Below are 23,369 nucleotides of genomic sequence, written 5' to 3' on the forward strand. Positions count from 1 at the left end.
AAGATGGCTGCGTTCAGGAAAGTTTTTCTGCTGATATTGATGGGTAGTATGGCTGCAACTGCTCATGCAGGGTTAAAACTTGCGCAGCTCTTTCAAAGCAATATGGTATTGCAGCGCGATAAACCAGTACCTATATGGGGTTTTGCGGCTGCAGGAGAAAAAATTACACTGCGCTTTAAGGCGCTCAACTATACTGCCATTACCGGTAAAGACGGGAGCTGGAACATTAAATTGCCCGCACAAGCCGCAGGAGGACCTTATGAAATACTCATTAAAGGGAAATCAAAAAGCATTACTTTAAAAAATGTACTATTTGGCGATGTATGGATTTGTGGCGGACAGTCGAACATGCAATACACCTTAAATCAGATCGGCTACACTCCAAAAGATACAGTTGCAGCCAATAACCCTAACCTGCGCTTGTTTACTGCAAGCATAGATATGGATTATGTGCCTAAAAAAGACCTTGCCGGTGGCAACTGGACAAGTGCCTCAGCAGCAAGTATCCATAATTTCTCGGCCACTGCTTATTTCTTTGGCCTTGCGCTGGCCGATTCACTTCATGTGCCGATTGGACTGCTGAGCATTAACCTGGGGGCTACCAGTATAGAAACCTGGATGAGTGCTGCTGCACTTTCTCCCTTCCCGCAATTTAAGCCTTATGCCGATGCTTACCTGGCACCGGCCAAAAGTTTTAAAGAAATTACTACGGCATTTGAAAAGATGAAGCCCGAATGGGAGCAAAAGTATTATTGGAAAGGAAAGGGGATGGAAGAAAAATGGTACCTGCCCGAAACTGACATTTCAACATGGAAAACCATAGAAGTCCCCTCCTGGTGGGAAGACCAGGAGCTGCCGGGTTTTGATGGGGCGGTTTGGTTCCGTAAATCATTCGATCTGCCTAAAGATTTTAAAGCTGAACATTTCCTGCTCCAGCTGAACCAGATAGATGATTATGATATGGTCTGGATCAATGGTGTAAAAGTTGGCGAAGGTTTTGGTAACCAGAACTGGCGCAATTACCAGGTGCCTGCCCATATGCTAAAACCAACGGATAATGTGATTGTAATAAGGGTCTTTGACATTGGCGGTAAAGGTGGAATGTATTCAGGTGCCATCTGGGGCAATCCCATTTTGCTGGGTAAATGGAGTTACCAGCAAGACCTGAAAATAGATGCTGCTACCTTTCCGAAACCTCATGTGGTAAATGTAAGCCCTTTTTCTACACCTGCAGTGTTGTATAATGGTAACATTGCCCCGGTTACACAAATGGCCATTAAGGGTTTTATCTGGTATCAGGGCGAATCCAATGCTGGCCGTGCAGTTGAATACCGGCAGCTGTTTCCGGCTATGATCAGGGACTGGCGGAAACAATTTAAACAGGGTGATGTACCTTTTATATTTGCCCAACTGGCCAATTATATGGCGGAAAAGCCTGAGCCGGGAGAAAGCGACTGGGCAGAACTGCGTGAAGCCCAGGCAAAAGCTTTGGCCTTGCCCAATACCGGTATGGCCGTGCTTATCGACATTGGTGAGGCGGGTGATATCCACCCCAAAAATAAAATGGATGTAGGCCGGCGGCTGGCACTTGAAGCTTTGCATACCGCCTATCATAAAAATATTATCAGTAAAGGCCCAACCTATGCGGGTATGGAAATCAAGGGGGATTCTATTGTCGTCCATTATGCGAAGGGGACAGATCAGCTTTATAGTAAACATGAATATATCGAAGGTTTTGCCATCGCAGATAGTAGCAACAAGTTTCACTGGGCAAAAGCCTTTATCCGGAACAATAGCGTGATCGTGTATTGGGATGGGATTAAAAAACCTGTTTCAGTGCGCTATGCCTGGTCTGACAATCCCGGCGAACTTAACCTGTACAACAGCAGCGGATTGCCCGCAGCTCCTTTCCGGACAGACCAGCTGCCCGCCAAAACAGCTCATAAATTATTCTCTGAAGATCCCTGGGTCTTTTAAGTACGCACATTATGTTAAGAAAATTCCTACAACGGGCCATTTGCCCTGCAGTCTTATTTTTAATTAGTTTTACTGCTGTGGCAGGTACAGATAATATTGCTCCGCTGGCCAGCATTTCTGCTTCCTCAGTGCTGAATGCCAGCTTCAGCGCAAATCATGTTAAGGATGGCCTCACCGGCATTGAAAATAAAGGTGAATGGGCTTGTGAAGGTGTAACAACAGATTGGGGGTATGTGCGTTTCCCATGGATCAGGCTAGACTGGGATAAAAATTATACCATTGACAGGATAGTGCTGTACGACCGGCCTTCATTGAGTGAACACATTGCAAGCGGCCGGCTGGAGTTTAGCGATGGCACAGTAGTATGGGTAAACCAGATCCCCAATAACGGAACCGCCAGGTTGGTACAGTTTAGTCCCAGAGCCGTATCCTGGGTAAAATTTGTCGTAACCGATGGCAAGGGCAAAGACCTGGGTTTTTCTGAAATAGAAGTGTTTACGGCCAGAACCGCGCAAAGCGATTATGTAAGCTGGGTTGATCCTTATATAGAAACGAACAGGGGGCGGTATTTTTATTTCATAACCGGATCCAGGCCGTTTGGAATGGTAGGTGCTGCCCCGCATACCCGCAATAAAAACCAGAATGGCGGGGGTTACAATTATAACGAAAATGAGATCCTGGGTTTCGGGCAGATCCATACCTGGATGATCTCAGGTATTGAAGTGATGCCGGCATCAGAAGCAGTTGATCCGCGGGGCGGGGAACAGACCTGGAAATCGGAATTTAGCCATGATGACGAGATTGTCCAGCCCGGATATCAGCGGGTATACCTGCGTACACCCAAAACCTGGGTGGAGCTGACAAGTACAGAAAGGGTTTCTTTTTACCGGTTTAAATATACGCAGGATATGCAGGCCCAGGTTTTGGTAAATCTGGGTGGTTATATGGGCAACAGTACTATGGCCGATGCCGAACTGAAAAAGATCAATAACCGGGAGTTTCGGGGTTCTTTCAGTTCTGTAAAAAGGTATTGGGGCGGCCCAAAGGATGTCAAAGTTTTTTTTGTGGTACAGTTTAACCGTGATGTGGATGCACTGGATGGCTGGAAGGGGAAAGACCTGTTGAAGAATATAGCTGCTTTACAGGGCGATGAGGCAGGTGTGAGTGCAAAATATAACGTAAAGGCGGGCGATGAAATTAAAATGAAGGTTGCCCTATCCTATACCAATATAGCCAATGCCCGGAAAAACATGGATACAGAATGCCCGGGCTGGGATTTTGATGCAGTGCGGCAGGATTCGAGAAAGGTATGGAACGAATGGCTGGGTAAAATTGAGGTGGAAGGTGGCGCCCAGGATCAGAAAATCAAGTTCTATACAGATTTATGGCATGTTTTGCTGGGCCGCCAAAAGCTTGATGATGTATCCGGTGATTATCCCGACCGCACTACCGGTAAGCGGGAAGGCAATTTTACCGATGCCATTTTTAAAGTAAAAACCTTGCCTAAAACTAAAGAAGGCAAGGTAAAATACCATATGTACAATTCGGATGCTTTCTGGCTAAGCCAATGGAACCTGAATATTTTATGGGGGCTGGGTTGGCCTGAAGTACAGGATGAACTGTCGGCCTCTATGATCCAGTATGCGGATAATGGAGGTTTGCTGCCCCGAGGGCCTTCCGGTGGGGGTTATTCATACATCATGACCAGTAACCCGACGGCCAACCTGGTGGCAGGAACCTATCAGAAAGGGTTACTGACAAAAGTGGATGCCAGGCATGCTTTTGATGTTTTAAAACGCAACCAGATGCCAGGCGGAATGCTGGGCAGCAATACTGATGTTGAATTTTACATTAAGAACGGCTGGTGGAAAAACAATGCGGGAATTACCATTGAGGCTGCATTTCAGGACTGGGCAGTTGCGCAGATGGCGAAGAAGCTGGGCCGCAAAACCGATTACAATTATTTCTTAAAACGTTCTGAAAGCTGGAAAAACTGTTTTAACCCTGCACAGAACCTCTTGTTTCCTAAGGATAGCCTTGGGCATTTTACAAGTAATGATCCTTTAAGTGGCGCCGGTTTTATAGAGGCAAATGCCTGGCAGGCTACCTGGGGTGTATCACATGACATTCCCGGCCTGGCAAAACTAATGGGTGGCAATGACAGTTTGTGTAATAAGCTGAATTACGCTTTTGAAAAAGCAGCCCCCCAGGATTTTGTTTTTGCCTATAACGATGGTTATGTAAGTTATGCCAACCAGCCTGGTCTTTCCAATGCGCATGTGTTTAACTATGCGGGTAAGCCGTGGTTAACACAATACTGGGTACGCAGAGTAAGAGAGCAGGCTTATGGAGGTACCAGTCCGGATCTGGGCTATGGCGGACATGATGAGGACCAGGGACAAATGGGGGCACTGAGTGCGCTGATGGCTATAGGTCTGTTCAATCTGCAGGGCAATGCAGCAGTTGCGCCTGTTTATGAAATCACCAGTCCAATTTTTGACAGGATAAGGATCAGCCTCGACCCCAGGTATTATACCGGAAAAGAATTTGACATCATTACCTATAACAATTCCAGAGAAAACAGGTATATCCAGAAAGCAACACTAAATGGTAAGGCGCTGAACCGTTTTTGGTTTAGCCATGCCGATTTTGCAAAGGGAGGTAAGCTTGAAATCTGGCTTGGGCAGGAGCCCAATAAAGAATGGGGGACTAAATGAGATCAGCACAGATAAAACACAGTTAAAAATTCTGAAGTTTAAAACAATTTTGGGTAAATGCAGTTCAATAAATTAACTTGGCATTAAATCCATTTTTTGTAAAAATGAAGCATCCCCTTTTTTACGTTCTTTTTTCCTTAATAACCATGGCTGCCTGTGGCCGCAGTGCTGACCAGCGCCAGCCACCCAGGATTTCGAAAAAGGACAGCTTAAAGATTCAGCAATATATTCAAAAGAGTATTTTTTATCAGCAGGGCAAGCCTGATTCGGCACTGCATTATGCCCGGGAAGGCCTGCAGCTTTCCCAGAAATTGCATTACAGGCTGGGCGAAGCTTTGTTGATCAACCAGCTTTCGGCTATTAATGAAGTGTATGGGAACCTAGAACTTGCCAGCCGTTACCAGAAAGAGGTACTGGTCATCTATAAGCAATTAAAAAACCGATCCGGGCAGGCTGCGGCACATGCACAGCTGGGCATGCTGGAAGCCGGGCAGGGGCGGACGAAATTGGGAATGAAGCAATTGGGGCAGGCTTTAGCCCTTTATAAGACCCTGGCCGATACACCGGGTATGGTAGCTGTTTATACCCGGCTTGGCGAGGTAAATGAACTTGATCACCAATTGAAGCAAGCTATGGCTTTTTACATAAAAGCCAAACAACTCAACAAAGACCAACCAGTTAAAGACGATTATTTTGTGTTGCTGAACAATATGGCCCGCCTGAATGTGAAAAAAGGACTTCCGCGGGAAGCTTTGCGGTATTATAGGGAAGGAATTGAAAAAAGCAGTAGTCCGGCAGCTGTTAAAACACACATCCGGTTTTTGCACAGTGCAGGCCATATGCTGGATACGCTTGACAGTGCCAAAGAAGCCTTAGTTTATCACCGCATGGGTTTGCAAAATGCCAGGGCTCACAACCTGAAGGAGGATGAAGCAAGGTCTTTGCTGGTAATGGCAAGAGCGGTGAAAGATGAAGATGCACAAAAAGGAATTCAGCATTTGAAAACTGCATTGGACCTTGCACAGGAAATTGGCCATAAACAATTGTCGGCAGAAATTTATAAAGGCCTTACCGAACTGTATAACCAGCAGTCTATGCATAAAGAAGCGCTAAATGCTTTAGAGATGCACCACCGGTTAAACGATAGCCTGTCCAATATAAACAAAGCACATAAGCTCCTGGTATTGCAAAACAGTTATGAACTTGCGGCCAGAAGGGCGCATATTGAAAGCCTGGAGTTAAGCAACCAGGAAAAAACCTACCAGCGCAACATCGGTATCGGATTGGCCATTGCAGCATTTGTTATTTTGGCAATTACAGCTTTCTATTTTTATAAGACCCGTATGTTGAACAAAAGGCTTATAGAAAGCAACAGGATCAAAGATCAGTTATTTTCTATTATAGGGCACGACCTGCGTAATCCTGTGGGGGGGATTACCCAGCTGCTTGCGGTAATGGACGAACAGGAACTGAGCCTGGAAGAGCTCCATCAGATGATCTCGGCCATGCGGAAACAGGGCGATGTAGCACTTGAGATCTTGAATGCCTTGCTGAACTGGGGAGAAGCCCAGCTTAAAGGTGTCAATGTGAAAGCCAGCCATTTTAGTCCCCTTACCTATATCCAGAAAAATCTGGCCGCATTGAATAAACAGGTTACAGATAAGTCTTTGCGGATAGAAAATACCGTTGCAGCAGAGCTTAGGATCAGTGGTGATGCAGACCACTTTGATTTTATCATCAGGAACCTGCTTTCCAATGCCATCAAATTCAGTTATCCCGGAAAGACAATATGGGTCAATGCAGATGTATCTAATCCGGAAAAGGTAATATTTTCAGTAAAAGATGAGGGCAAAGGAATTACTGAAATGCAGCAAGCCCTGTTTTTAAAACAAAATCTGGACATTACCTACGGAACAAGCGGAGAAAAGGGTACAGGGATAGGTTTAATGCTTTGTCTGGAGTTTATAAAAGCCAACCATGGCAAGCTGTGGCTGATCAGTACTCCTGGAAATGGCACTACTTTCTTTTTTTATTTTTAATAAATCTAAATAGGTCTATATTTGCGCGCAGATAAAATCAACGCATGAAATATATTCAGGTTAACCTTGCGCTCTTCCTTCTCGTGTTCATCCTTCCTATAAATATCATGGCCCAAAGCGGTAGGGGTACGGTAAATGGCAGTCTTACAGATTCTTTGAAAAATGCGATTGCTTTTGCCAATATCCAGGTAAAAGGATTAAAGCTCAAAACCACTTCCGACAAATCGGGAAAGTTTACTTTAAATGATGTTCCCGCAGGAAACCGAACTATCCGTGTTTCTATTACAGGTTACAACAACCAGGAACAGCAGTTGCTTGTAAATACAGATCAGGTTTCGACAATTGATTTTACACTTACAGAAGCGAATGCAGATTTACATGAAGTCATTGTTTCTGCAAGCAGAAGGGCAGAGTCCCTGGCTCAAACGCCATCTTCGGTTACTGTGCTTACAGCAAAAGATATTGCAACACAATCCATTATCAGTCCTAACCTTGCCAATATCCTTTCTTATAGTGTACCCGGACTAGGTGCATCAACCAATCAAACGGGTAATTCGGGGCAAACGTTGCGTGGCAGAAATGTACTGGTACTGATTGATGGTATTCCGCAGTCGACCCCATTAAGGGCTGGAGGCAGGGACATCCGGAGCATAGACCCATCTGTTATTGAGCGGGTAGAAGTGATTAAAGGCGCTACTGCTATTTACGGCAATGGTGCAGAAGGGGGACTGATCAATTATATCACTAAAAAGGCGAACACAGGAAAATCTTTTGGCGGGTATTCGCAAATTGGCTTAACAGGCAACCTGAAGGGAGACAGTACCATTGGTTATCGTGCAACCCAGCAGTTTTATGGTAAAGTAGAGCAGTTCGATTACGTTGTAAGTGGTATGTTTGAGAAAACAGGGGTGTTCCGTGATGCGGAAGGACTGGTTATTTCGCCGGAATACGGACTTGGAGAAACAAAATCCTATAACGGCTTTGCAAAAATAGGCTACGACATTACGGCCAAACAAAGGCTGGAGCTGATGTATAATTATTTTAGTTCCAGGCAGGATTCCAGGTATGTTACCAAAGCAGGTGTTTATGGAGAATCTCCTGCCATTGGCGTGGCGGGCAACAGGCTTGGCGTAGATGAGGGAACCCGATTTAACCACAATGCAAACCTTCAGTATAGCAATCGCGAAATTTTTGGGCATACCGATCTGACAGCGAACCTGTATTTTCAGGACTTTTATACCATTTATTCTAATTCAACGTCTTTTTATGAAGGCGGGCAATCGGCCATCACCTCTACAAAAAAGGGTGCACGTGTAAACCTGAATACGCCATTTAGGCTTAGGCCATTGGTTCCGATGCAAATCAACTATGGCCTGGACCTGATGAATGATAAAACCGCCCAAAACCTGGTTGATGGGAGAAGCTGGGTGCCAAAAATGAACATGGTAAACTTTGCACCTTATTTTCAGGCATCGGCAAACCTGTTTACCGACCTGACTTTAAAAGCGGGGGCAAGAGCAGAGAATATCAATATTGACGTGGATGATTTTAATACCCTGGCAACGGGGGCCAATGGCGCCGGAAGCATTGCTGTAAAGGGAGGTGCTTTAAACTACAATGCGCTTGTGTTTAATGCAGGTGCGCGGTATTCTAAATTTAAGTTTTTTAACCCTTTCATCAGTTATGCGCAATCGTTCTCTGTATTTGAACTGGGCAGGGTGCTTAGGGCAGCAGAAAGCAATACCCTTGCCCAGCTGGAAACCAAGCCGATTATTGTAAACAATTATGAGGGTGGTTTTAGCAGCACTATTGGCAAGTTTAACTTAAGTGCAGCTTATTATTACAGTACTTCTAAACTGGGTGCAAATTTACTGGAGGTTAATGGAAAGTATATTTCTCAAAGGATTCCCGAAGAGGTTTATGGTTACGAGATCCAGGCCGACTACCAACTGCTGGAATCGTTAACGATAGGAGGTAACTACGCAAAAGTGGAAGGAAAAGGTGATGTTGACAATGATGGAAAGTTTGATGGACCCACAGATGTTTATTTAAATACGACCCGTATTCCCCCGGCAAAAACTACTGCTTATGTGAAGTATTCCGGGCTTAAAAATCTGCTTATTGATGTAAACTGGATGCGCATAGGCAGCAGGGACCGTTTTAAACCCAATGCCAGTGGCAAATACCTGATTGGTGAAGGGCCCGTAAAGGCATTTGACCTCTTTAATATCGCTGCCTCGTATCAGCTTATTCCTTCTTTAAAAGCAAATCTGGGCATAGAAAACCTGTTGAACAAAAGCTATTATCCGAGCATATCCCAATTTTACGGAAGTGGTATCAATTATGTAAGGGGAAATGGCCGGAGGTTTAACCTTTCCATTGGCTACGCTTTTTAGGGATGAATAAAAGGTTCAAAAAAATAATCAGACAAATACACTTGTGGCTGGGCTTAGGCACCGGTCTAATTGTATTTGTGGTTAGCATTACCGGTGGCCTGTATGTTTTTGAAGAAGAGATCAGGGAAGCTACACAGACTGATCGACTGTATGTTCCGCTGCAGCAAAAACCCTTTATAGGACTGGATAAAGTGATTGGCAATTTTGAAAAACTGGCACCAAAAGAAAAGATCACCGTTTTAAGAATTACCAACGGACAAGCAAATGCTACGGTAGAAATAGCAGCTAAAAATAAAATCTATTACTTTAATCCTTACACCGGAGAATTGGTGTACAAAGGTGGACGCGATTGGCTGGAGACGGTTAAAGAGATCCATATGACCCTGTTGATGGGTGAAACGGGCAAATTTATTCAACGCTGGTCGGTAGTCATATTTGTATTCATGCTGATCACCGGTCTTGTTTTATGGTTCCCCCGTCAGTTAAGGCTGCTAAAACAGTCGCTCAGCATTAAATGGAAAGGCTCATTTAAACGGATAAATTATGACCTGCATAATGTATTGGGCTTTTATGCTTCCTGGCTGCTGCTCGTAATTTCGCTGACAGGTCTGTTCTTTGCCTTTAAGGAAGTTAAAATGGTGGCCAGTTTTTTTACCGGCTCAAAACTCAGCAGTGGAAAAGTGGAACCCTCCCTTAAGCCTGCTGTAATTGAACCGCTGGCAATAAGGTACAATAGGCTTTATGAAAACATGATGATTAAATATCCTGGTGCTGTTACAACCAGTATTTCGGTAAGAAAAGGAGGTGAACTTCGGCTCAGGATGATCTACCCATACCGATGGGCGCGTAACCAGAATACCTTTTTCTTTGATGAGGCAAGCGGACAGCTGTTGCGTGCAAAGCTATACAAGGAGTATAATGGGGCTGATCTGGTAGAGGCCACAAATTATGACCTTCATACCGGCAGGTTATTCGGCTTGCCCGGTAAAATTATTGCTTGCCTGGCAGCACTGATCTCGGCCAGTTTGCCGGTTACCGGGTTGATCATCTGGCTGAAAAAAAAACGTAAGCGCAGGTTTATCTGATGTCTATCCGTTTGATGCAGCCATTAAAACCAGTCACAGAATCGGGCAGGCTGCCTAATGCTATAGGCATATTGTTTTCAGGCATAAAAGTATTGAAGCTGAAATTTTTAGGCGTTTTAACTGGTATTTCAATGATAGAATAGGCTTTTTTTGCAGGCTCCTGATGACCTAGGATAGGACGGGGGCCATTGCCAATACAGCCGGCATTGAACAATATCACCCCATTTTTATGTGCCGGGAAATAGGCATGCTGATGGCCGCTGATATACATATCAATGTTGTTGTCTTTAAAGAAATTAAGGCTCTGGTCTGCATTTTCGTTTACTTCACCAGGCTTGTTTTTATCAGCCACAATTGCATAAAGCGGTAAATGACCCAACAAGATGCGAAAGCCTGCGTTTGTAGCTGCTTTGCTTTTCAGCTGCACCTTCATCCATTCCAGTACTTCGGGTTTTATTTTTGCCGATGAGGCATCCCAGCTGACGAAGAATACATTATTGCTCACGTAGCTAAAATAAAAAGGATAATGCGTATTGTCGGCAAAATCAAGATGGGTAGCTCCAATGTGTTTGTCCCAGAATTGTTTGGCGGCTATACGGTCCTTTACAAATCCCGGGGAGGCATCATGGTTCCCCAGAGTAAAGCCGAAAGGGATTTTTAAATCGCTGATAGGTTTTAAAACAGTTTGATCAAAAACTGTCCACATACTGTCAATGCGGGTTTCCGTAAGTGAAGCTTTCTGGCCGGCTACCATATCCCCACCACACAATATGATATCAGGTTTAATGGTTTTGATGCGGTCAATTACAGTTCTGATATCGGGGCTATAGCTAAGTGCGCCATAACTGGCATTCAGATCGCTGATTACCATAATTTTTAAGGCTTTCCCTGGTTTGGGTTGACCGCTGTTTTGCTGTACTTTGAAGGCCGTAATTATGGTAATGCTAAAGACCAGAAAAGCTGCTTTAATGAGGTTTGAGGTGGTCATGCCTTAAAGATACAATTCGGATTCCTTAAGCTTTTATATACTTTCTTCATACGTTGGACCGTACATACCTGGTACTTTATTTCCTGTAGCACGCAGGTAAACAATCATTTCACCACGATGGTGGTAAATGTGGTTAAAAAGAAATCCACGCGATACAATGCCCCTTGGCATAGGACCGAGAACCACCTGCTCACCTATTTTCATTGTCCAGTTGTCCTGCAGCTTCTCTTCAGTAAGCGATTTTAGTGCAGCCCTGGCCTTCTCTACATTACTTTCAAAAAGTGCAAGGGTAGCTTTGATATCATTAGGATCGCCGCGCTCAAGATGGTCACCTGCCATGTCGTACACATCTTTAGTGAGTGTACCCACATACCAATAGTAAATAATGGCAATATGCTGGGCAAGCTGGCCCATAGTCCAGGAAATTTCTGATGGTTTATAGCCTAGGTCTTTTTGAGGGACCGCCTGTAATAATTTGCGCGTGCTGGTTACTTCATGCTCAAATTCTTGTGTGAGGTATTGCAGTATCATATCATCATAGATTAGAATAATAAAGATAGTGAATAAATTGTTTAACCTTTAAAGATGTAAACCATTTTCATGCTGAATTGTTATTTGATCACATCGATCTGTTGCTTGTTGATCTGCTTTGGTTAATTGAAGGAGGAAATACTGTGGAAACATTTTCTGTTGAGTTTAAAGTGGGTAGTCTGGAGCTGGAGGCCATAGTAACGGCTTTTGACTACCATCGCCGTTTTAAAGTTGAGTTTGTGACGAATGAAGATAACCCGATCATCCTGCTGCGTTCGGAGGCTGGGGAATGGAAGGTGGAACAACCCGGACAGCGAACAATCCCGGAAAAGGGTTTTCAGGAGCTTGGAGAGGCCATAGATAAGCACCTTGATAAAATATACTCCATAAAAAACATATTGGTGCTGATCGACTTTTCTGCGGCTGCATTGAATGCTGCAAGATATGCTGCTGTAATTACGACAAGGTTTAAAACTTCCAGTATTATTTTATACCACTCCGTTTCAGTCCCGCTGGCTACCGATGTTCCTTTGCAAAATCCGCCGCCTGCTATAGATTTTCAGACTGAAAGTATTAGGGAGCTGAACAAGCTAAAAAAGGAAATAGAACTGATGGTTGCTGATGACATTACGGTAACTGTACGTTGCGATGAGCGCCCGCTGGCAGCAGCGGTGAATATCCTTGCCGAGCAATTACAACTTGGCCTTGTGGTTATGGGTACGACAGGCAAAAGTAACCTTGAAAAAATATTTATAGGTAGCAATGCCGTTCATATAGCCGATGCATGCAGGGTGCCCCTGCTTATTGTACCTAAAGAGGCTGTATTTGCAGATATACAGCGGGTGCTGTTTGCCTGTGACCTTAAAAAGGTAATTGAAACTATACCCACACGGCCTATAAAAACCTTGATTCATGCGCTGAATGCAAAGCTGTATATTTTAAATGTTGCGAAAAATACCGCCAGCTTTAATCCTGATACCATAGCCGAACTGGCGGCCCTGCACCGCCTGTGGGACGATGAGGAGCCTGAATATCATTATACTGACCATGAAGATCTGGTAGCCGGAATTATGGAATTTGCCAGTGAGCAGCAAATTCAGCTGTTGGTTACCGTGCCCAGGGCTTATGGTTTTTTTGAGGGATTGTTTCACCGTAGCCTGACCAGTAAATTGGCCTATCATACCAACCTTCCCCTGTTGCTGTTCCGTGAAGATAAATAATCCTCCTGCCTGCAACGTTCTCCCGGCAACGTTCTCGCTGTTTTTATTACTCTTATCCTGAAAATGACAAGGTGATATCAATATTTTTGAAGCTATGAAAACTTTACTTTACAGCTTCCTTATCCTTTCAGGAACCACCCTGTTTGCACAGCATAAGCGCTCAGATCCATTTCCGGAAATCCCTTCGGGAGGAATAGCCCTGGCACAGGTCTTTGATTCTAAAGTTACTGATCCCAGTCAATATACAGCCCATCTGTCTAAGGTCTGTTACATCTGGGGTGCTTTGAAAGCTGAACAGCCGGCGGGTGTTATCGCAAGTAAGTATTTTCCCTCTATCCGTACCCCAGATAAAAAACTATCCATAGCCTGGTATCAGGAATATCATCCCGACTGGGTCATGTACCAGGAAGACAGGATTACACCTGCTTATGGCTACGTTTATAGTTATGGCGGTTTAACGCCACTGGATGTTTCCAATCCGGAAGTTCAGGAGTTTTATTTCAATACGTTTATTTTACCTGCTGTAAAAAGTGGCTATAAAATGGTTGCTATGGACAATGTTGACCTGGGCAACTGGCCAAAAAGTGCAGGCCATTTTAAAGGGAAAGAATGGGTGCAACTGTATACCGGTAAAAAGGATGATCCTGTTTTTCAGCAGAACATGATCAGTTGGATGCAGTATTTAAGTGCTAAACTCCGGCCCCTTGGCGTCCGTGTCTCGGCTAATATCAAGGCCACCACTGCCAGTGCAGAAGTGATATTAAAAGTAATTGATGCTGTTGACATGTGGGTTGATGAAACTGGTTTCTGCCATCGCGGAGAAAACATTACAGGTGGTGCCTGGAAAAAAGCCTTCCTTTTTTTAAGAAAGGTAGCACCTGTAAAGGCTTATGTATCCATTAATCAGGTAAAGGGGCTGGTGCCGCAAGCACCGGCAGCACAAATAGAATGGGTATTGGCCAACTACCTGTTATCGCGTGGCCCTCAAAGTTTGCTTGCGCTTGCAGAATATGGAAAAACTACTGTTTATCATTATTTTGATTACCGTAAGGAAATGGATGTGGCCATTGGTGAACCCGTTGCCGAGCCTGAAGAAAGCGGCAGCGGTGCCTGGATCCGGCCGTATACCAGGGGACTCTGTCTGGTAAATCCATCTGCGGTTAATGTCGCTGCAGTTCAACTCCCCAAAGGCAAATGGAAAACATTGCGGGGAAATGTAATAGAGAACGAGGTAAATATGGATCCGGCTTCAGGACTTGTTTTAACCAGGTAAAGTTCAGCCCTGAAGCCGGCCAGAGCATTATTTCAGATAGCCGGCCAGCGGCGATTTTATTTCTTTTAGCCCTTGTGCGGCAAGACGCGCCATTTCGGTAGCACCAAATACACACAAATGGCTGTCGTCTTTTTTACCTTCAGGCAGTTTGGTAAATTTTCCCGGTTCAATATACAGGAATAGTTTTTTAGATTCCTCAGGACCATACCCTTCAACAAGGTCCCACGATTTTTGATACATATCTATCAAAGGGACGTTGATTTCTTTGGCAAGGTTGCGTACCGCTGTCACATAATCTCCGTAAGTATCGCGCAGCTTGCCATCTTTACCAAAGCTTCTGCGTACCAGTGAGGTAAACAGAATGGGATATGCCCCTTTAGCCTTTGTTTCATTTACATAATTCAGCAGGTTTTGCCTATAGGTGGTTTGCGGATCTGTATGTCTGGCAGTATCGGGTTTCTGGTCGTTGCCGCCAAACATAATGAATACATAATCACCGGCTTTTACCTGGTCTATAACCGGTTTCCAATGACCTTCGGTCCTGAAGCTTTTAGAGCTCCTACCGCTGCGGGCCGCATTATGGATCAGCACTTGATCATTAAAAAAACCGGGCATCATTTGCATCCAGCCCCTGATGGGATAATTGTCGCCACCAAATTGTGAAAGGTAACTGGGGGCAAAATCGCACATGGTAGAGTCGCCGATAGAATATATGGTTATCTTTTTCCGCTCGTTCTTAAAGCTGACCAGTACAAACAATATTATTAATGAGGCGATTAAGGGTTTTAATGTCGGTTTCATCATGATTTAAATTTAGGGTTTTAATCTTTACGAAGATACTTTTCAGGCCCTTGCCGAAAGCCAATCCAATGTATAAAATTAATGAGAACGCTATCGATAACGTTCTCGGTAACGGTTGCATACTTTTTTAACCTCAAATCGGTTATATCTTCATCAGAATAATGTAATCTTGTTATAAAACGATAGGTCAATCGTGCTAAACCAGCTATAACCAAACATTATGAAAAGATCTATACCACTACTTTTTATTTTGCTGCTCTTTGCAGGCATTTCTTTTTCACAGCAACAGAACCGTACAATCTCGGGTAAAGTTATGAGCCAGGCAGAAGATGAACTGCTGGCTGGCGTATCTGTGGGTATAAAAGGAAAACCTACGGCAGTGAGCACAGACATCAACGGGGCTTTTAAAATAACCCTTCCCTTAAACGGAGAAATAACGCTTGTATTTAAATACATGGGCTACAAACCCAGAGAAGTAAAAGTTACAGATGAAAAGGAGCTGACGGTAAGGATGCAGCCAGAAGCCTATATGCTGAACGAGGTGGTTAGCATTGGTTACAAAACCTTGCAGCGCAAAGACATTACGGGTGCAGTGGCTTCAGTAAATGCAAGGCAACTGAAAGATATCCCCATTAACTCGGCAGCAGAAGCGCTGGCAGGCCGGTTGGCTGGAGTTCAGGTTACCGCAAATGAAGGTATGCCCGGCTCGGATGTGAGGATCCTTGTTAGGGGTGGAGGTTCCATTACGCAAAGTAACGCGCCTTTATACGTCATAGACGGGGTGCAGGTAGAGGATGGGCTGTCGAACATTGCACCATCAGATATAGAATCTGTTGAGGTTTTAAAAGATGCTTCAGAAACTGCTATTTATGGTGCAAGGGGCGCAAACGGAGTAATTGTGGTGACTACCAAAGGGGGGCGGGAAGCTAAGACCAGGATCAGCTATGACGGTTTTTTCGGACTGGCACAATTGCAGCGTAAACTGGAAGTGATGAGCCCCTATGATTTTGTACTCAGACAATATGAAAGGAGCCGTGGCCTGACCAATAATGAAACTGCCTTTCAGCAGGTTTACGGCGATTTTGCAGATCTGGGCCAGTATAAAAACATTGCAGGAATAGACTGGCAGGAAAAAACCTTTGGCCGCGATGCAGTTTCGCAGACCCATACAATTGCCCTAACCGGTGGAGGAAAGGCCACCACTTTTAATGTGAGCTATACCAACAATGCGCAGCAGGGCATCATGCTGAATTCGAAGTTCAACAGGCAGCTGATCAATTTAAAGCTAGACCACCGTGCCAGTGAAAAGCTGAGGGCAGGCTTCGGCATGCGGTACAACGATCAGAAAATCAATGGCTCTGGTGTTTCCACCAGCGAAACAACAGCTACCTACAGCCTGCTTAGGCATACCATTAAATACAAGCCTTTAAACACCACCGGTTTAAGTGATGACGTACAGGACGAGGATTATTTTAATGATACCAATACCGGCAATGGCCTGGGTGTACTGAACCCTATTCAGTTGAGTGATGCCCAATACCGGAACCGGCCTTCAAACAACCTGAACATCAATGGTTACCTTAATTATATATTAACCAAAGGCCTTTCTTTCAGATCTACCGCAGGAGTTAATTTTACCAATACTACCATCAATTCCTTTGATGATTATTTTACTTCCAATGCCCGTCAGAACGGTGGCGGTCTGCCCATTGTTAACATTAACAATACCAAACGTTTCAGCCTCAACAACTCTAATGTATTCACCTATACTTTAAAAAAGAAGGCCCATAACTTTAGTGCATTACTCGGACAGGAAATCTATAATTTAAGGGACGAGGTGAAGCTGGACCAGCTGAAACAGTTTTCTATGGGCATTACACCCGAAAAGGCTTTGGGCCAGCTTAGTCTGGGCGTCAGCTCGCCACTGTTCCCGGCCAATGTCATCACCGAGAGCCACCTGCTTTCGTTCTTTGGTGGCCTGAATTATGCCTACAATGATAAATACCTGGCAAAGCTGACCTTCCGTACCGATGGTTCTTCAAAATTTGCAACAGATAAACGCTGGGGCTATTTCCCTTCCGGGTCAATAGGATGGCGCATCTCAAAAGAAGATTTTATGAAGGATGTGCATTTTATTTCTGACCTGAAACTCCGCGCCAGCTATGGGGCTTCGGGCAATAACAGGATTGACGATTACCTTTACCTGACCACTTTTACCACCAATGCCAAATATGCTTTAAATGAGATCGTAAACGCTGGTTTTACCTCTTCTTCATTGGCCAATAAAAACCTGAAATGGGAAACTACAGTAACACAGAATATCGGTTTGGACATCGCCCTTTGGGATAACCGCCTGCAACTGAATATTGATGCGTATAAAAACAAGGTGAAAGACCTTTTACTGAATGTGCGGATACCATCTATTTCCGGTTACACCACACAACTCCAGAATGTAGGGCAAACCTCTAATAAAGGACTGGAATTTCAGTTAAATGCCATTCCGGTACAGAACAAGAATTTCTCCTGGACAACCAATTTCAACCTTGCCTTTAACCGGAATAATATTGACAGGCTGTCTACCGCCTCCAGTTATCTTCCTGCACCAGCCGTATCTTTTGTTTCCGGTCAGCCTTCCGACTATATCGTTAAAGTAGGTAAGCCCGTAGGTTCTATGTACGGTTTTGTATCGGATGGTTTTTATAAAGTAGATGATTTTAACTATGATCCAGCTACGCAAATTTATACGCTTAAAGCAGGGGTAGCCGATGTATCTGGTGTAATTGGTACAGCACAACCGGGCTGGATGAAACTGAAAGACCGTGATGGCGATAACATCATTACGGAAAATGACAAGGACATCATCGGCAATGCCACACCTAAATTTACAGGGGGCTTTAATCAGCAGTTTACTTACAAAAATTTTGACATGAGCATGTTTGTGAACTTTGTTGTTGGCAATGATATTTACAATGCCAACAAAGTGGAGTTTACCAACAGCTATACACCCAATACCAATATGCTGGCCATTATGAACAACCGCTGGAAAATGATTGATGCCAATGGTGTGGTAGTACAAAAGGTGACTGTAACAGGTGGGGTGGCCCAGGTAACCGGCATAGCACCGGACCAGCTGGCGGCACTGAACAAGGATGCGAACATTTGGATGCCCATCAGTGGTACAGGTGCTTTTTATCCTACCTCATGGGCAGTTGAAGATGGTTCTTTTCTACGACTCAATAACATTACCCTGGGGTATACTTTTCCGGTTAAACTGCTGAGCAGGGCAAAAATAAACAAGCTTCGGGTATATGTTACGGCAAATAATGTGGCCGTTATAACCGGCTATTCCGGTTTTGACCCCGAAGTGAATGTCCGCAGTTCCAATCCGGTAACGCCGGGGGTAGATTATTCCGCTTATCCGCGCAGCCGCACTTATCTGTTTGGCATTAACCTTTCCCTTTAACCTCAACCACACAAAAGATGAAAAAGAAATCATTTTTATCCGCAATAACCTTTCTTTTTTTTACCAGCATACTTGGCCTGGTTTCCTGTAAAAAGTATCTTGACCTGTCGCCACCATCCGCATTTGATGAAAAGTTTGTGTTCAGCAATGTGGCCAATACTACCAGTGCCCTGATGGGTGTTTATGAACAGCTGACCGGCGACAATGGCTATGGAAGCAGGTTGAGCATGATGTACCCCTACGATACGGACGAATTTATAGGTGTTACCAATGCTTCTGCACCTGATAACAATTCGCGCGACCTTTCGCGGTATAACCTGCAACCTACAAACGGACAGCTTACCCTGCCTTTTCAACAATTGTATACCGGAGTGGAGCGGGCCAATATCTGCATCAAGAACATTCCGGCAATGGCCATGTACAGCAGCGGCTCGGAAACTGAGAAACAGCAGCTCCGCAGGTTATACGGCGAGGCGCTTACCCTGCGTGCGCAGTTTTATCTGGAACTGCTCAGGAACTGGGGGGATCTTCCGGCCATATTTGAACCGGCAATTGACCAGGCAGATCTTTACCTGCCAAAAACAGATCGCGATGTGATTTACGACCGTTTGCTGGATGATCTTAAATTGGCCGCCGAGCTGGTGCCCTGGCGTAATGATCCGGGTGTGGTAGCGGATGAACGCATTACCAAAGGAGCTGTAAAAGGCTTAAGGGCACGTATTGCCCTTTTCAGAGGTGGATATGCGTTAAGAAGGGAACCACAGCAGATGGAACGGAAAGCAGATTACCTGAAATATTACCAGATTGCGCGCGATGAATGTAATGAGGTGATGCAGCGCCGGGATAAACATACACTCAATCCGAATTTCCAGGATATATTCAAAAATAATATTGATGCTTTTAAAATAGAGCCCAACGGTGAAGTAATGTTTGAAGTGGCCCTGGGTAAGGACATTAGCGGACGTATTGGTTATTATGACGGCCCGCGCTTTTATGTTTCTTCTACCACTGCTCAACAGGGTAACAGCTCTGTTAGGGCTGTGCCCGTATATTTTTATGCATTTAATGAATTGGATACCCGAAGGGATGTTACGCTGGCGCCTTATTACAACAATGCCGACAAGACCAAAGCGGTGCAAACCATGGTAAACATGACCTGCGGTAAGTTCAGGGCCGACTGGTGGAATCCGGCGCCAACTTCTGCCAGTCAGCAAACCGGCATCAACTGGCCTATTCTTCGGTTCTCGGATGTACTGCTGATGTTTGCTGAAGCTGAAAATGAACTAAACAATGGTCCAAGTCCGGCTGCAAAAACAGCGTATGAAGAGGTGAGAAAACGTGCTTTTAAAGGCAATGAAAGTGCTATAGGCATTACCCCGGGTGGTAAAGCCGATTTTTTTAATGCCATTGTAAACGAACGGTATTTTGAGTTCGGCGGAGAAGGAGTTAGGAAATATGACCTGATCCGCTGGAACCTCCTGGCTGCCAGGATCAGTGAGACAAGGGCAAATTATACCAAAATGCTGAACAAACAGGCCCCTTACAATAATCTGCCACAGAATATGTATTATAAAACAGCCTCTCCGGATGTGATTTTCAGCAATTCATTGTATGCTCCAACTCCGGCAACTTTACCTACCGGATATACCAGGGTAGCCTGGGTAAGTTCCATTACAACTACCTGGATTACCAATTTTGCCCAGTATTTTAAGCCCGATCACAGCGAACTGATGCCTTTGCCACAATCTGTGGTAGAATCGAATCCAAAGCTAAAGCAGGATTATGGCTACTAAGGTATGGTGCTTTTTTCTCTGCTGGTTTACACTGGGTAATTTGCATGCACAAAGTCCGGCTACGGTAAGCTGGGCCTTAACAGCTAATCAAAGTGCATCCGTAACGGGCAACATTACAGCAGCTGTTCAGCAGCTTGCGGGCTTAACCATCCAGGACTACATCAGCGGGGGACAGCGGACTTTGCCTCCTGGGGGTACTTGGCCTGCCCAGACTGTGCCAGATACTACACGGTTTATGCAATTTGCATTGAGCCCCCTTAGCGGAAATGATTTAAATGTTAGTTCGGTAGCCTTGATGATCAGTTTTTATGGTTCCAGTGCCGGACGTGTAAACATGGCCTGGTCTACCGATAGTGTTCATTTTACAAACCTGACCTCAAACTTTTCACTGGTATCAGGTACAACACCTACATCCTATACTTTTGGCGGACTGAACATTACTGTGCCAAGCGGCAAAAAGTTGTATTTCAGGATTTCTCCCTGGACAGCCAGTGTCATAAATAATAAATACCTGCTCATCAGGAATGTGTCCATCAGCGGAACTACCAATGTTTCCCCATTTGCCAGCTGGAGCTTAACTGCAAACCAGACAGCCAGTGTTACCGGTCAGGTTACTGCACCGGTACAGGTGCTTTCCGGACTTAAGGTAAACAATTACATTTCCGGCAGCGGAGGTCAGCGCATTTTACCGCTGAATGGGAACTGGCCTGCTAATACCGGTGCAGATAGCAACAGGTATGTGCAGTATGCTGTAAACCCGGCCGCGGGCTATAATTTTGTGGTAAGCCAGGTTAAGGTGCCCCTTAGTTTTAATTCCTCTGCTTATGCACATGCGCGGATCTGCTGGTCAACAGATGGGACCACCTTTACCAATTTAAACCCCGATGTAACACTGACATCTGGTTCAGTACCTGCTGTAATTACCTTTGCAAACCTGAACATTCCGGTTACAGATAACCGTACTTTTTACCTCCGGGTATATCCATGGACAACCAGCGGATTCAGTGATGGCAGATACCTGGTCTCAAAAGATGTTGTCGTCAGTGGCAGTAGCGAGGTTAGTCCGCAGCTGGCCTTTCCAGGAGCGGAAGGTGGAGGACGTTATACCAAAGGCGGTCGCGGAGGGGATATTTATTATGTGACCAATTTGAACGACAACCTGGCCGGAAGCCTGCGCGATGCGGTATCGCAACCCAACCGTACGGTACTGTTTAAAGTATCTGGCACGATCAATCTGCAAAGTGCCATAACCATTACTAAAGATAACATCACTATTGCTGGTCAGACTGCTCCGGGAGACGGTATTTGCCTGAAGAATTATGGACTGGGCATACGTGCAAACCAGGTTATCGTAAGGTATATCCGTTCCCGTCCGGGAGATGTGATCACAGTGCCGGGTGATTCTTCTAAAGTGGTGGATGCGATGTACAACAATTTTGGCAGTCCCATCAGTCAGCCTTACAACAACATCATGATTGATCATTGCTCTATGAGCTGGTCTACCGATGAAGTAGGCTCTTTTTATGCGGTTTCGAAGTTTACCCTGCAATGGAGTATGCTGAGTGAAAGCCTGTACCAGTCGCTCCATACCAAAGGTACCCCACACGGATATGGTGGAATATGGGGTGGCCAGAACGCCTCGTTCCATCATAATTTACTGGCAAGTAACTCTAACAGGAACCCGCGTTTTTCCGGGAGCACTACCAGTTTACAGCCGGAACTTGAATATGCAGATTTTAGAAATAATGTGATCTTTAACTGGGTAGGATCGCCTTATGGCGGTGCCGGGGGGCATTATAACATGGTGAACAATTACCATAAGGCCGGGCCGGCAACTACAGGTGGGGCTGGCAGTTCGGCCACGAACCGTAAAAACCGCATCCTTTTATTCCCCAGCTTCAGCACTACCCTGGCGGGGGACACTGTGTTTGGTGCTAAATTTTATATTGACGGCAATTACGTACATGGCTTTCCGGATGTTACAGCTGATAATTGGACAAAAGGTGTGCAGTTAGATAGTTATTATGATGCTGCAGCAATGAAGGCTGCAGGAAAGGTATCGACCGCTTTTCCTTACAGCCCTGTAGTAACGCAAACCGCTGAAGCAGCTTTTGATGCGGTCATGAACAGTGCCGGAGCCATTTTGCCCCGCCGCGATACGGTTGACAGACGGATCATTAAAGAAACCAGAACGGGCACCGCAACCTATGAGGACAGCAGCTATGTGGCTGCAGGTATGGGACACCCTTCGGGTATCATAGACAGCCAGAACACTGTTGGAGGCTGGCCTGTACTGAGCAGTACCACTTATGCTAGAGATACTGATAATGACGGCCTGCCGGATTGGTGGGAAAAAATGACACAGGGTTCTGCTACAGATTCGACCGGGCTGGATAGGAATACCTATGCTGCAGATGGTTATACCCTGCTTGAAAAATACCTTAATGGTATACCCTCACCCGATCAACAGGTTACGTTTATGGCAATCAATGCCCAAAAAGGCGGACTGGATACCGTTAAGGTCGATTTTAATATTGACTGGGCAAAGGACCAGTTTAAGCTCGGATTATACAGGTCTACAGACAGCCTGTCATTTACAAAAATTACAGAAATTACGGCTTCAATAAATCAAACTGCTTATCTGTTGAAAGATAATGCCGCACCCGGGCAAACTGTTCATTATAAAATTGGGAGTAAACGCATCGATGGTACGGGAAGCACCGTTTACAGCAATACGGTAAGCATTCACCATAACCCTTTAATGCTGAAACGTAGTTCAACACTGCCTAAAATGCCGGATACCAGTATTGTAAAAGAACTGAAAAAATTAAAGCTGTATCCAAATCCGGTGACAGGCATATTAAAGGTTAACCATTCAAAAGCCAACCCATCGGCAATGATGACTGTTTATACCATAACCGGCCGAAAAGTAATTGTCAAATCCATTCAAAATGGCATAATGCAAACTGAAATAGACGCTACTGATTTGCCGCAGGGCTCTTATATCATCGAGTTCAATAATATCAGCGAAAGGCAAAGCGGGCTTTTCATAAAAATATAACCTTAAACTTTATTGAGGGTCTTAA

At 44.9% G+C, this 23,369-nt stretch carries 13 protein-coding genes; 10 read left to right on the forward strand and 3 right to left on the reverse strand.

Going from position 1 to position 23,369, the window contains the following annotated elements; translation table 11 throughout:
- The first annotated feature begins 3 nt into the window (after positions 1-3).
- The 5 genes from PHEP_RS03805 (at position 4) to PHEP_RS03825 (ending at position 10,214) form a co-directional block, all read left to right on the forward strand.
- Positions 4-1,977: a sialate O-acetylesterase gene (locus PHEP_RS03805; RefSeq protein ID WP_012780928.1), complete on the forward strand. Its 1,974-nt coding sequence runs from the start codon at positions 4-6 to the stop codon at positions 1,975-1,977.
- A gap of 11 nt (positions 1,978-1,988) precedes the next feature.
- Positions 1,989-4,694, forward strand: a complete 2,706-nt coding sequence (locus PHEP_RS03810; protein ID WP_012780929.1) for a GH92 family glycosyl hydrolase — start codon at positions 1,989-1,991, stop codon at positions 4,692-4,694.
- Between the two features lie 104 nt (positions 4,695-4,798).
- Positions 4,799-6,733 carry an ATP-binding protein gene (locus PHEP_RS03815; RefSeq protein ID WP_036675148.1) on the forward strand — a complete coding sequence of 645 codons (1,935 nt, stop codon included), beginning with the start codon at positions 4,799-4,801 and terminating at the stop codon, positions 6,731-6,733.
- A gap of 44 nt (positions 6,734-6,777) precedes the next feature.
- Positions 6,778-9,129, forward strand: a complete 2,352-nt coding sequence (locus tag PHEP_RS03820; protein ID WP_012780931.1) for a TonB-dependent receptor — start codon at positions 6,778-6,780, stop codon at positions 9,127-9,129.
- Between the two features lie 2 nt (positions 9,130-9,131).
- Complete coding sequence (locus tag PHEP_RS03825) at positions 9,132-10,214, forward strand: PepSY-associated TM helix domain-containing protein (RefSeq protein ID WP_012780932.1); 1,083 nt, start codon at positions 9,132-9,134, stop codon at positions 10,212-10,214.
- Here the strand turns inward: PHEP_RS03825 and PHEP_RS03830 are convergent.
- Positions 10,207-11,202, reverse strand: coding sequence for a metallophosphoesterase family protein (locus tag PHEP_RS03830; protein ID WP_012780933.1), 996 nt, complete (start codon positions 11,200-11,202; stop codon positions 10,207-10,209). The genes PHEP_RS03825 and PHEP_RS03830 overlap by 8 nt on opposite strands.
- Before the next feature lie 33 nt (positions 11,203-11,235).
- The gene (locus PHEP_RS03835; RefSeq protein WP_012780934.1) at positions 11,236-11,733 is read right to left on the reverse strand and encodes a DinB family protein; all 498 of its coding nucleotides are present in this window, start codon (positions 11,731-11,733) and stop codon (positions 11,236-11,238) included.
- Positions 11,734-11,810: 77 nt separating this feature from the next.
- Here PHEP_RS03835 and PHEP_RS03840 point away from each other — a divergent pair, with 77 nt between their 5' ends.
- Positions 11,811-12,953 carry a universal stress protein gene (locus PHEP_RS03840; protein WP_036675150.1) on the forward strand — a complete coding sequence of 381 codons (1,143 nt, stop codon included), beginning with the start codon at positions 11,811-11,813 and terminating at the stop codon, positions 12,951-12,953.
- A gap of 94 nt (positions 12,954-13,047) precedes the next feature.
- The gene (locus PHEP_RS03845) at positions 13,048-14,226 is read left to right on the forward strand and encodes a putative glycoside hydrolase (RefSeq protein WP_012780936.1); all 1,179 of its coding nucleotides are present in this window, start codon (positions 13,048-13,050) and stop codon (positions 14,224-14,226) included.
- Positions 14,227-14,253: 27 nt separating this feature from the next.
- On the opposite strand, the gene PHEP_RS03850 is transcribed toward PHEP_RS03845, so the two are convergent.
- Positions 14,254-15,030, reverse strand: a complete 777-nt coding sequence (locus PHEP_RS03850; RefSeq protein ID WP_012780937.1) for a rhamnogalacturonan acetylesterase — start codon at positions 15,028-15,030, stop codon at positions 14,254-14,256.
- Between the two features lie 217 nt (positions 15,031-15,247).
- Here PHEP_RS03850 and PHEP_RS03855 point away from each other — a divergent pair, with 217 nt between their 5' ends.
- From PHEP_RS03855 to PHEP_RS03865, 3 genes are read left to right on the forward strand one after another with little or no spacing between them, the layout of a single operon-like run.
- The gene (locus tag PHEP_RS03855) at positions 15,248-18,490 is read left to right on the forward strand and encodes a SusC/RagA family TonB-linked outer membrane protein (RefSeq protein ID WP_012780938.1); all 3,243 of its coding nucleotides are present in this window, start codon (positions 15,248-15,250) and stop codon (positions 18,488-18,490) included.
- A 17-nt stretch (positions 18,491-18,507) separates the two neighbouring features.
- Positions 18,508-20,283, forward strand: a complete 1,776-nt coding sequence (locus PHEP_RS03860) for a RagB/SusD family nutrient uptake outer membrane protein (protein ID WP_012780939.1) — start codon at positions 18,508-18,510, stop codon at positions 20,281-20,283.
- Complete coding sequence (locus PHEP_RS03865; protein WP_012780940.1) at positions 20,273-23,344, forward strand: T9SS type A sorting domain-containing protein; 3,072 nt, start codon at positions 20,273-20,275, stop codon at positions 23,342-23,344. The genes PHEP_RS03860 and PHEP_RS03865 overlap by 11 nt, the downstream gene beginning before the upstream one ends.
- The last annotated feature ends 25 nt before the right edge of the window (positions 23,345-23,369 follow it).

This window comes from Pedobacter heparinus DSM 2366, assembly GCF_000023825.1.
Classification (GTDB): Bacteria; Bacteroidota; Bacteroidia; order Sphingobacteriales; family Sphingobacteriaceae; genus Pedobacter; species Pedobacter heparinus.

Excerpts from the sequence above, each read along its gene's own strand:
- PHEP_RS03805 (WP_012780928.1), top strand. The coding sequence starts at position 4 with ATGGCTGCGTTCAGGAAAGTTTTTCTGCTGATATTGATGGGTAGTATG.
- PHEP_RS03810 (WP_012780929.1), top strand. The coding sequence starts at position 1,989 with ATGTTAAGAAAATTCCTACAACGGGCCATTTGCCCTGCAGTCTTATTT.
- PHEP_RS03815 (WP_036675148.1), top strand. The coding sequence starts at position 4,799 with ATGAAGCATCCCCTTTTTTACGTTCTTTTTTCCTTAATAACCATGGCT.
- PHEP_RS03820 (WP_012780931.1), top strand. The coding sequence starts at position 6,778 with ATGAAATATATTCAGGTTAACCTTGCGCTCTTCCTTCTCGTGTTCATC.
- PHEP_RS03825 (WP_012780932.1), top strand. The coding sequence starts at position 9,132 with ATGAATAAAAGGTTCAAAAAAATAATCAGACAAATACACTTGTGGCTG.
- PHEP_RS03830 (WP_012780933.1), bottom strand. The coding sequence starts at position 11,202 with ATGACCACCTCAAACCTCATTAAAGCAGCTTTTCTGGTCTTTAGCATT.
- PHEP_RS03835 (WP_012780934.1), bottom strand. The coding sequence starts at position 11,733 with ATGATACTGCAATACCTCACACAAGAATTTGAGCATGAAGTAACCAGC.
- PHEP_RS03845 (WP_012780936.1), top strand. The coding sequence starts at position 13,048 with ATGAAAACTTTACTTTACAGCTTCCTTATCCTTTCAGGAACCACCCTG.
- PHEP_RS03850 (WP_012780937.1), bottom strand. The coding sequence starts at position 15,030 with ATGATGAAACCGACATTAAAACCCTTAATCGCCTCATTAATAATATTG.
- PHEP_RS03855 (WP_012780938.1), top strand. The coding sequence starts at position 15,248 with ATGAAAAGATCTATACCACTACTTTTTATTTTGCTGCTCTTTGCAGGC.
- PHEP_RS03860 (WP_012780939.1), top strand. The coding sequence starts at position 18,508 with ATGAAAAAGAAATCATTTTTATCCGCAATAACCTTTCTTTTTTTTACC.
- PHEP_RS03865 (WP_012780940.1), top strand. The coding sequence starts at position 20,273 with ATGGCTACTAAGGTATGGTGCTTTTTTCTCTGCTGGTTTACACTGGGT.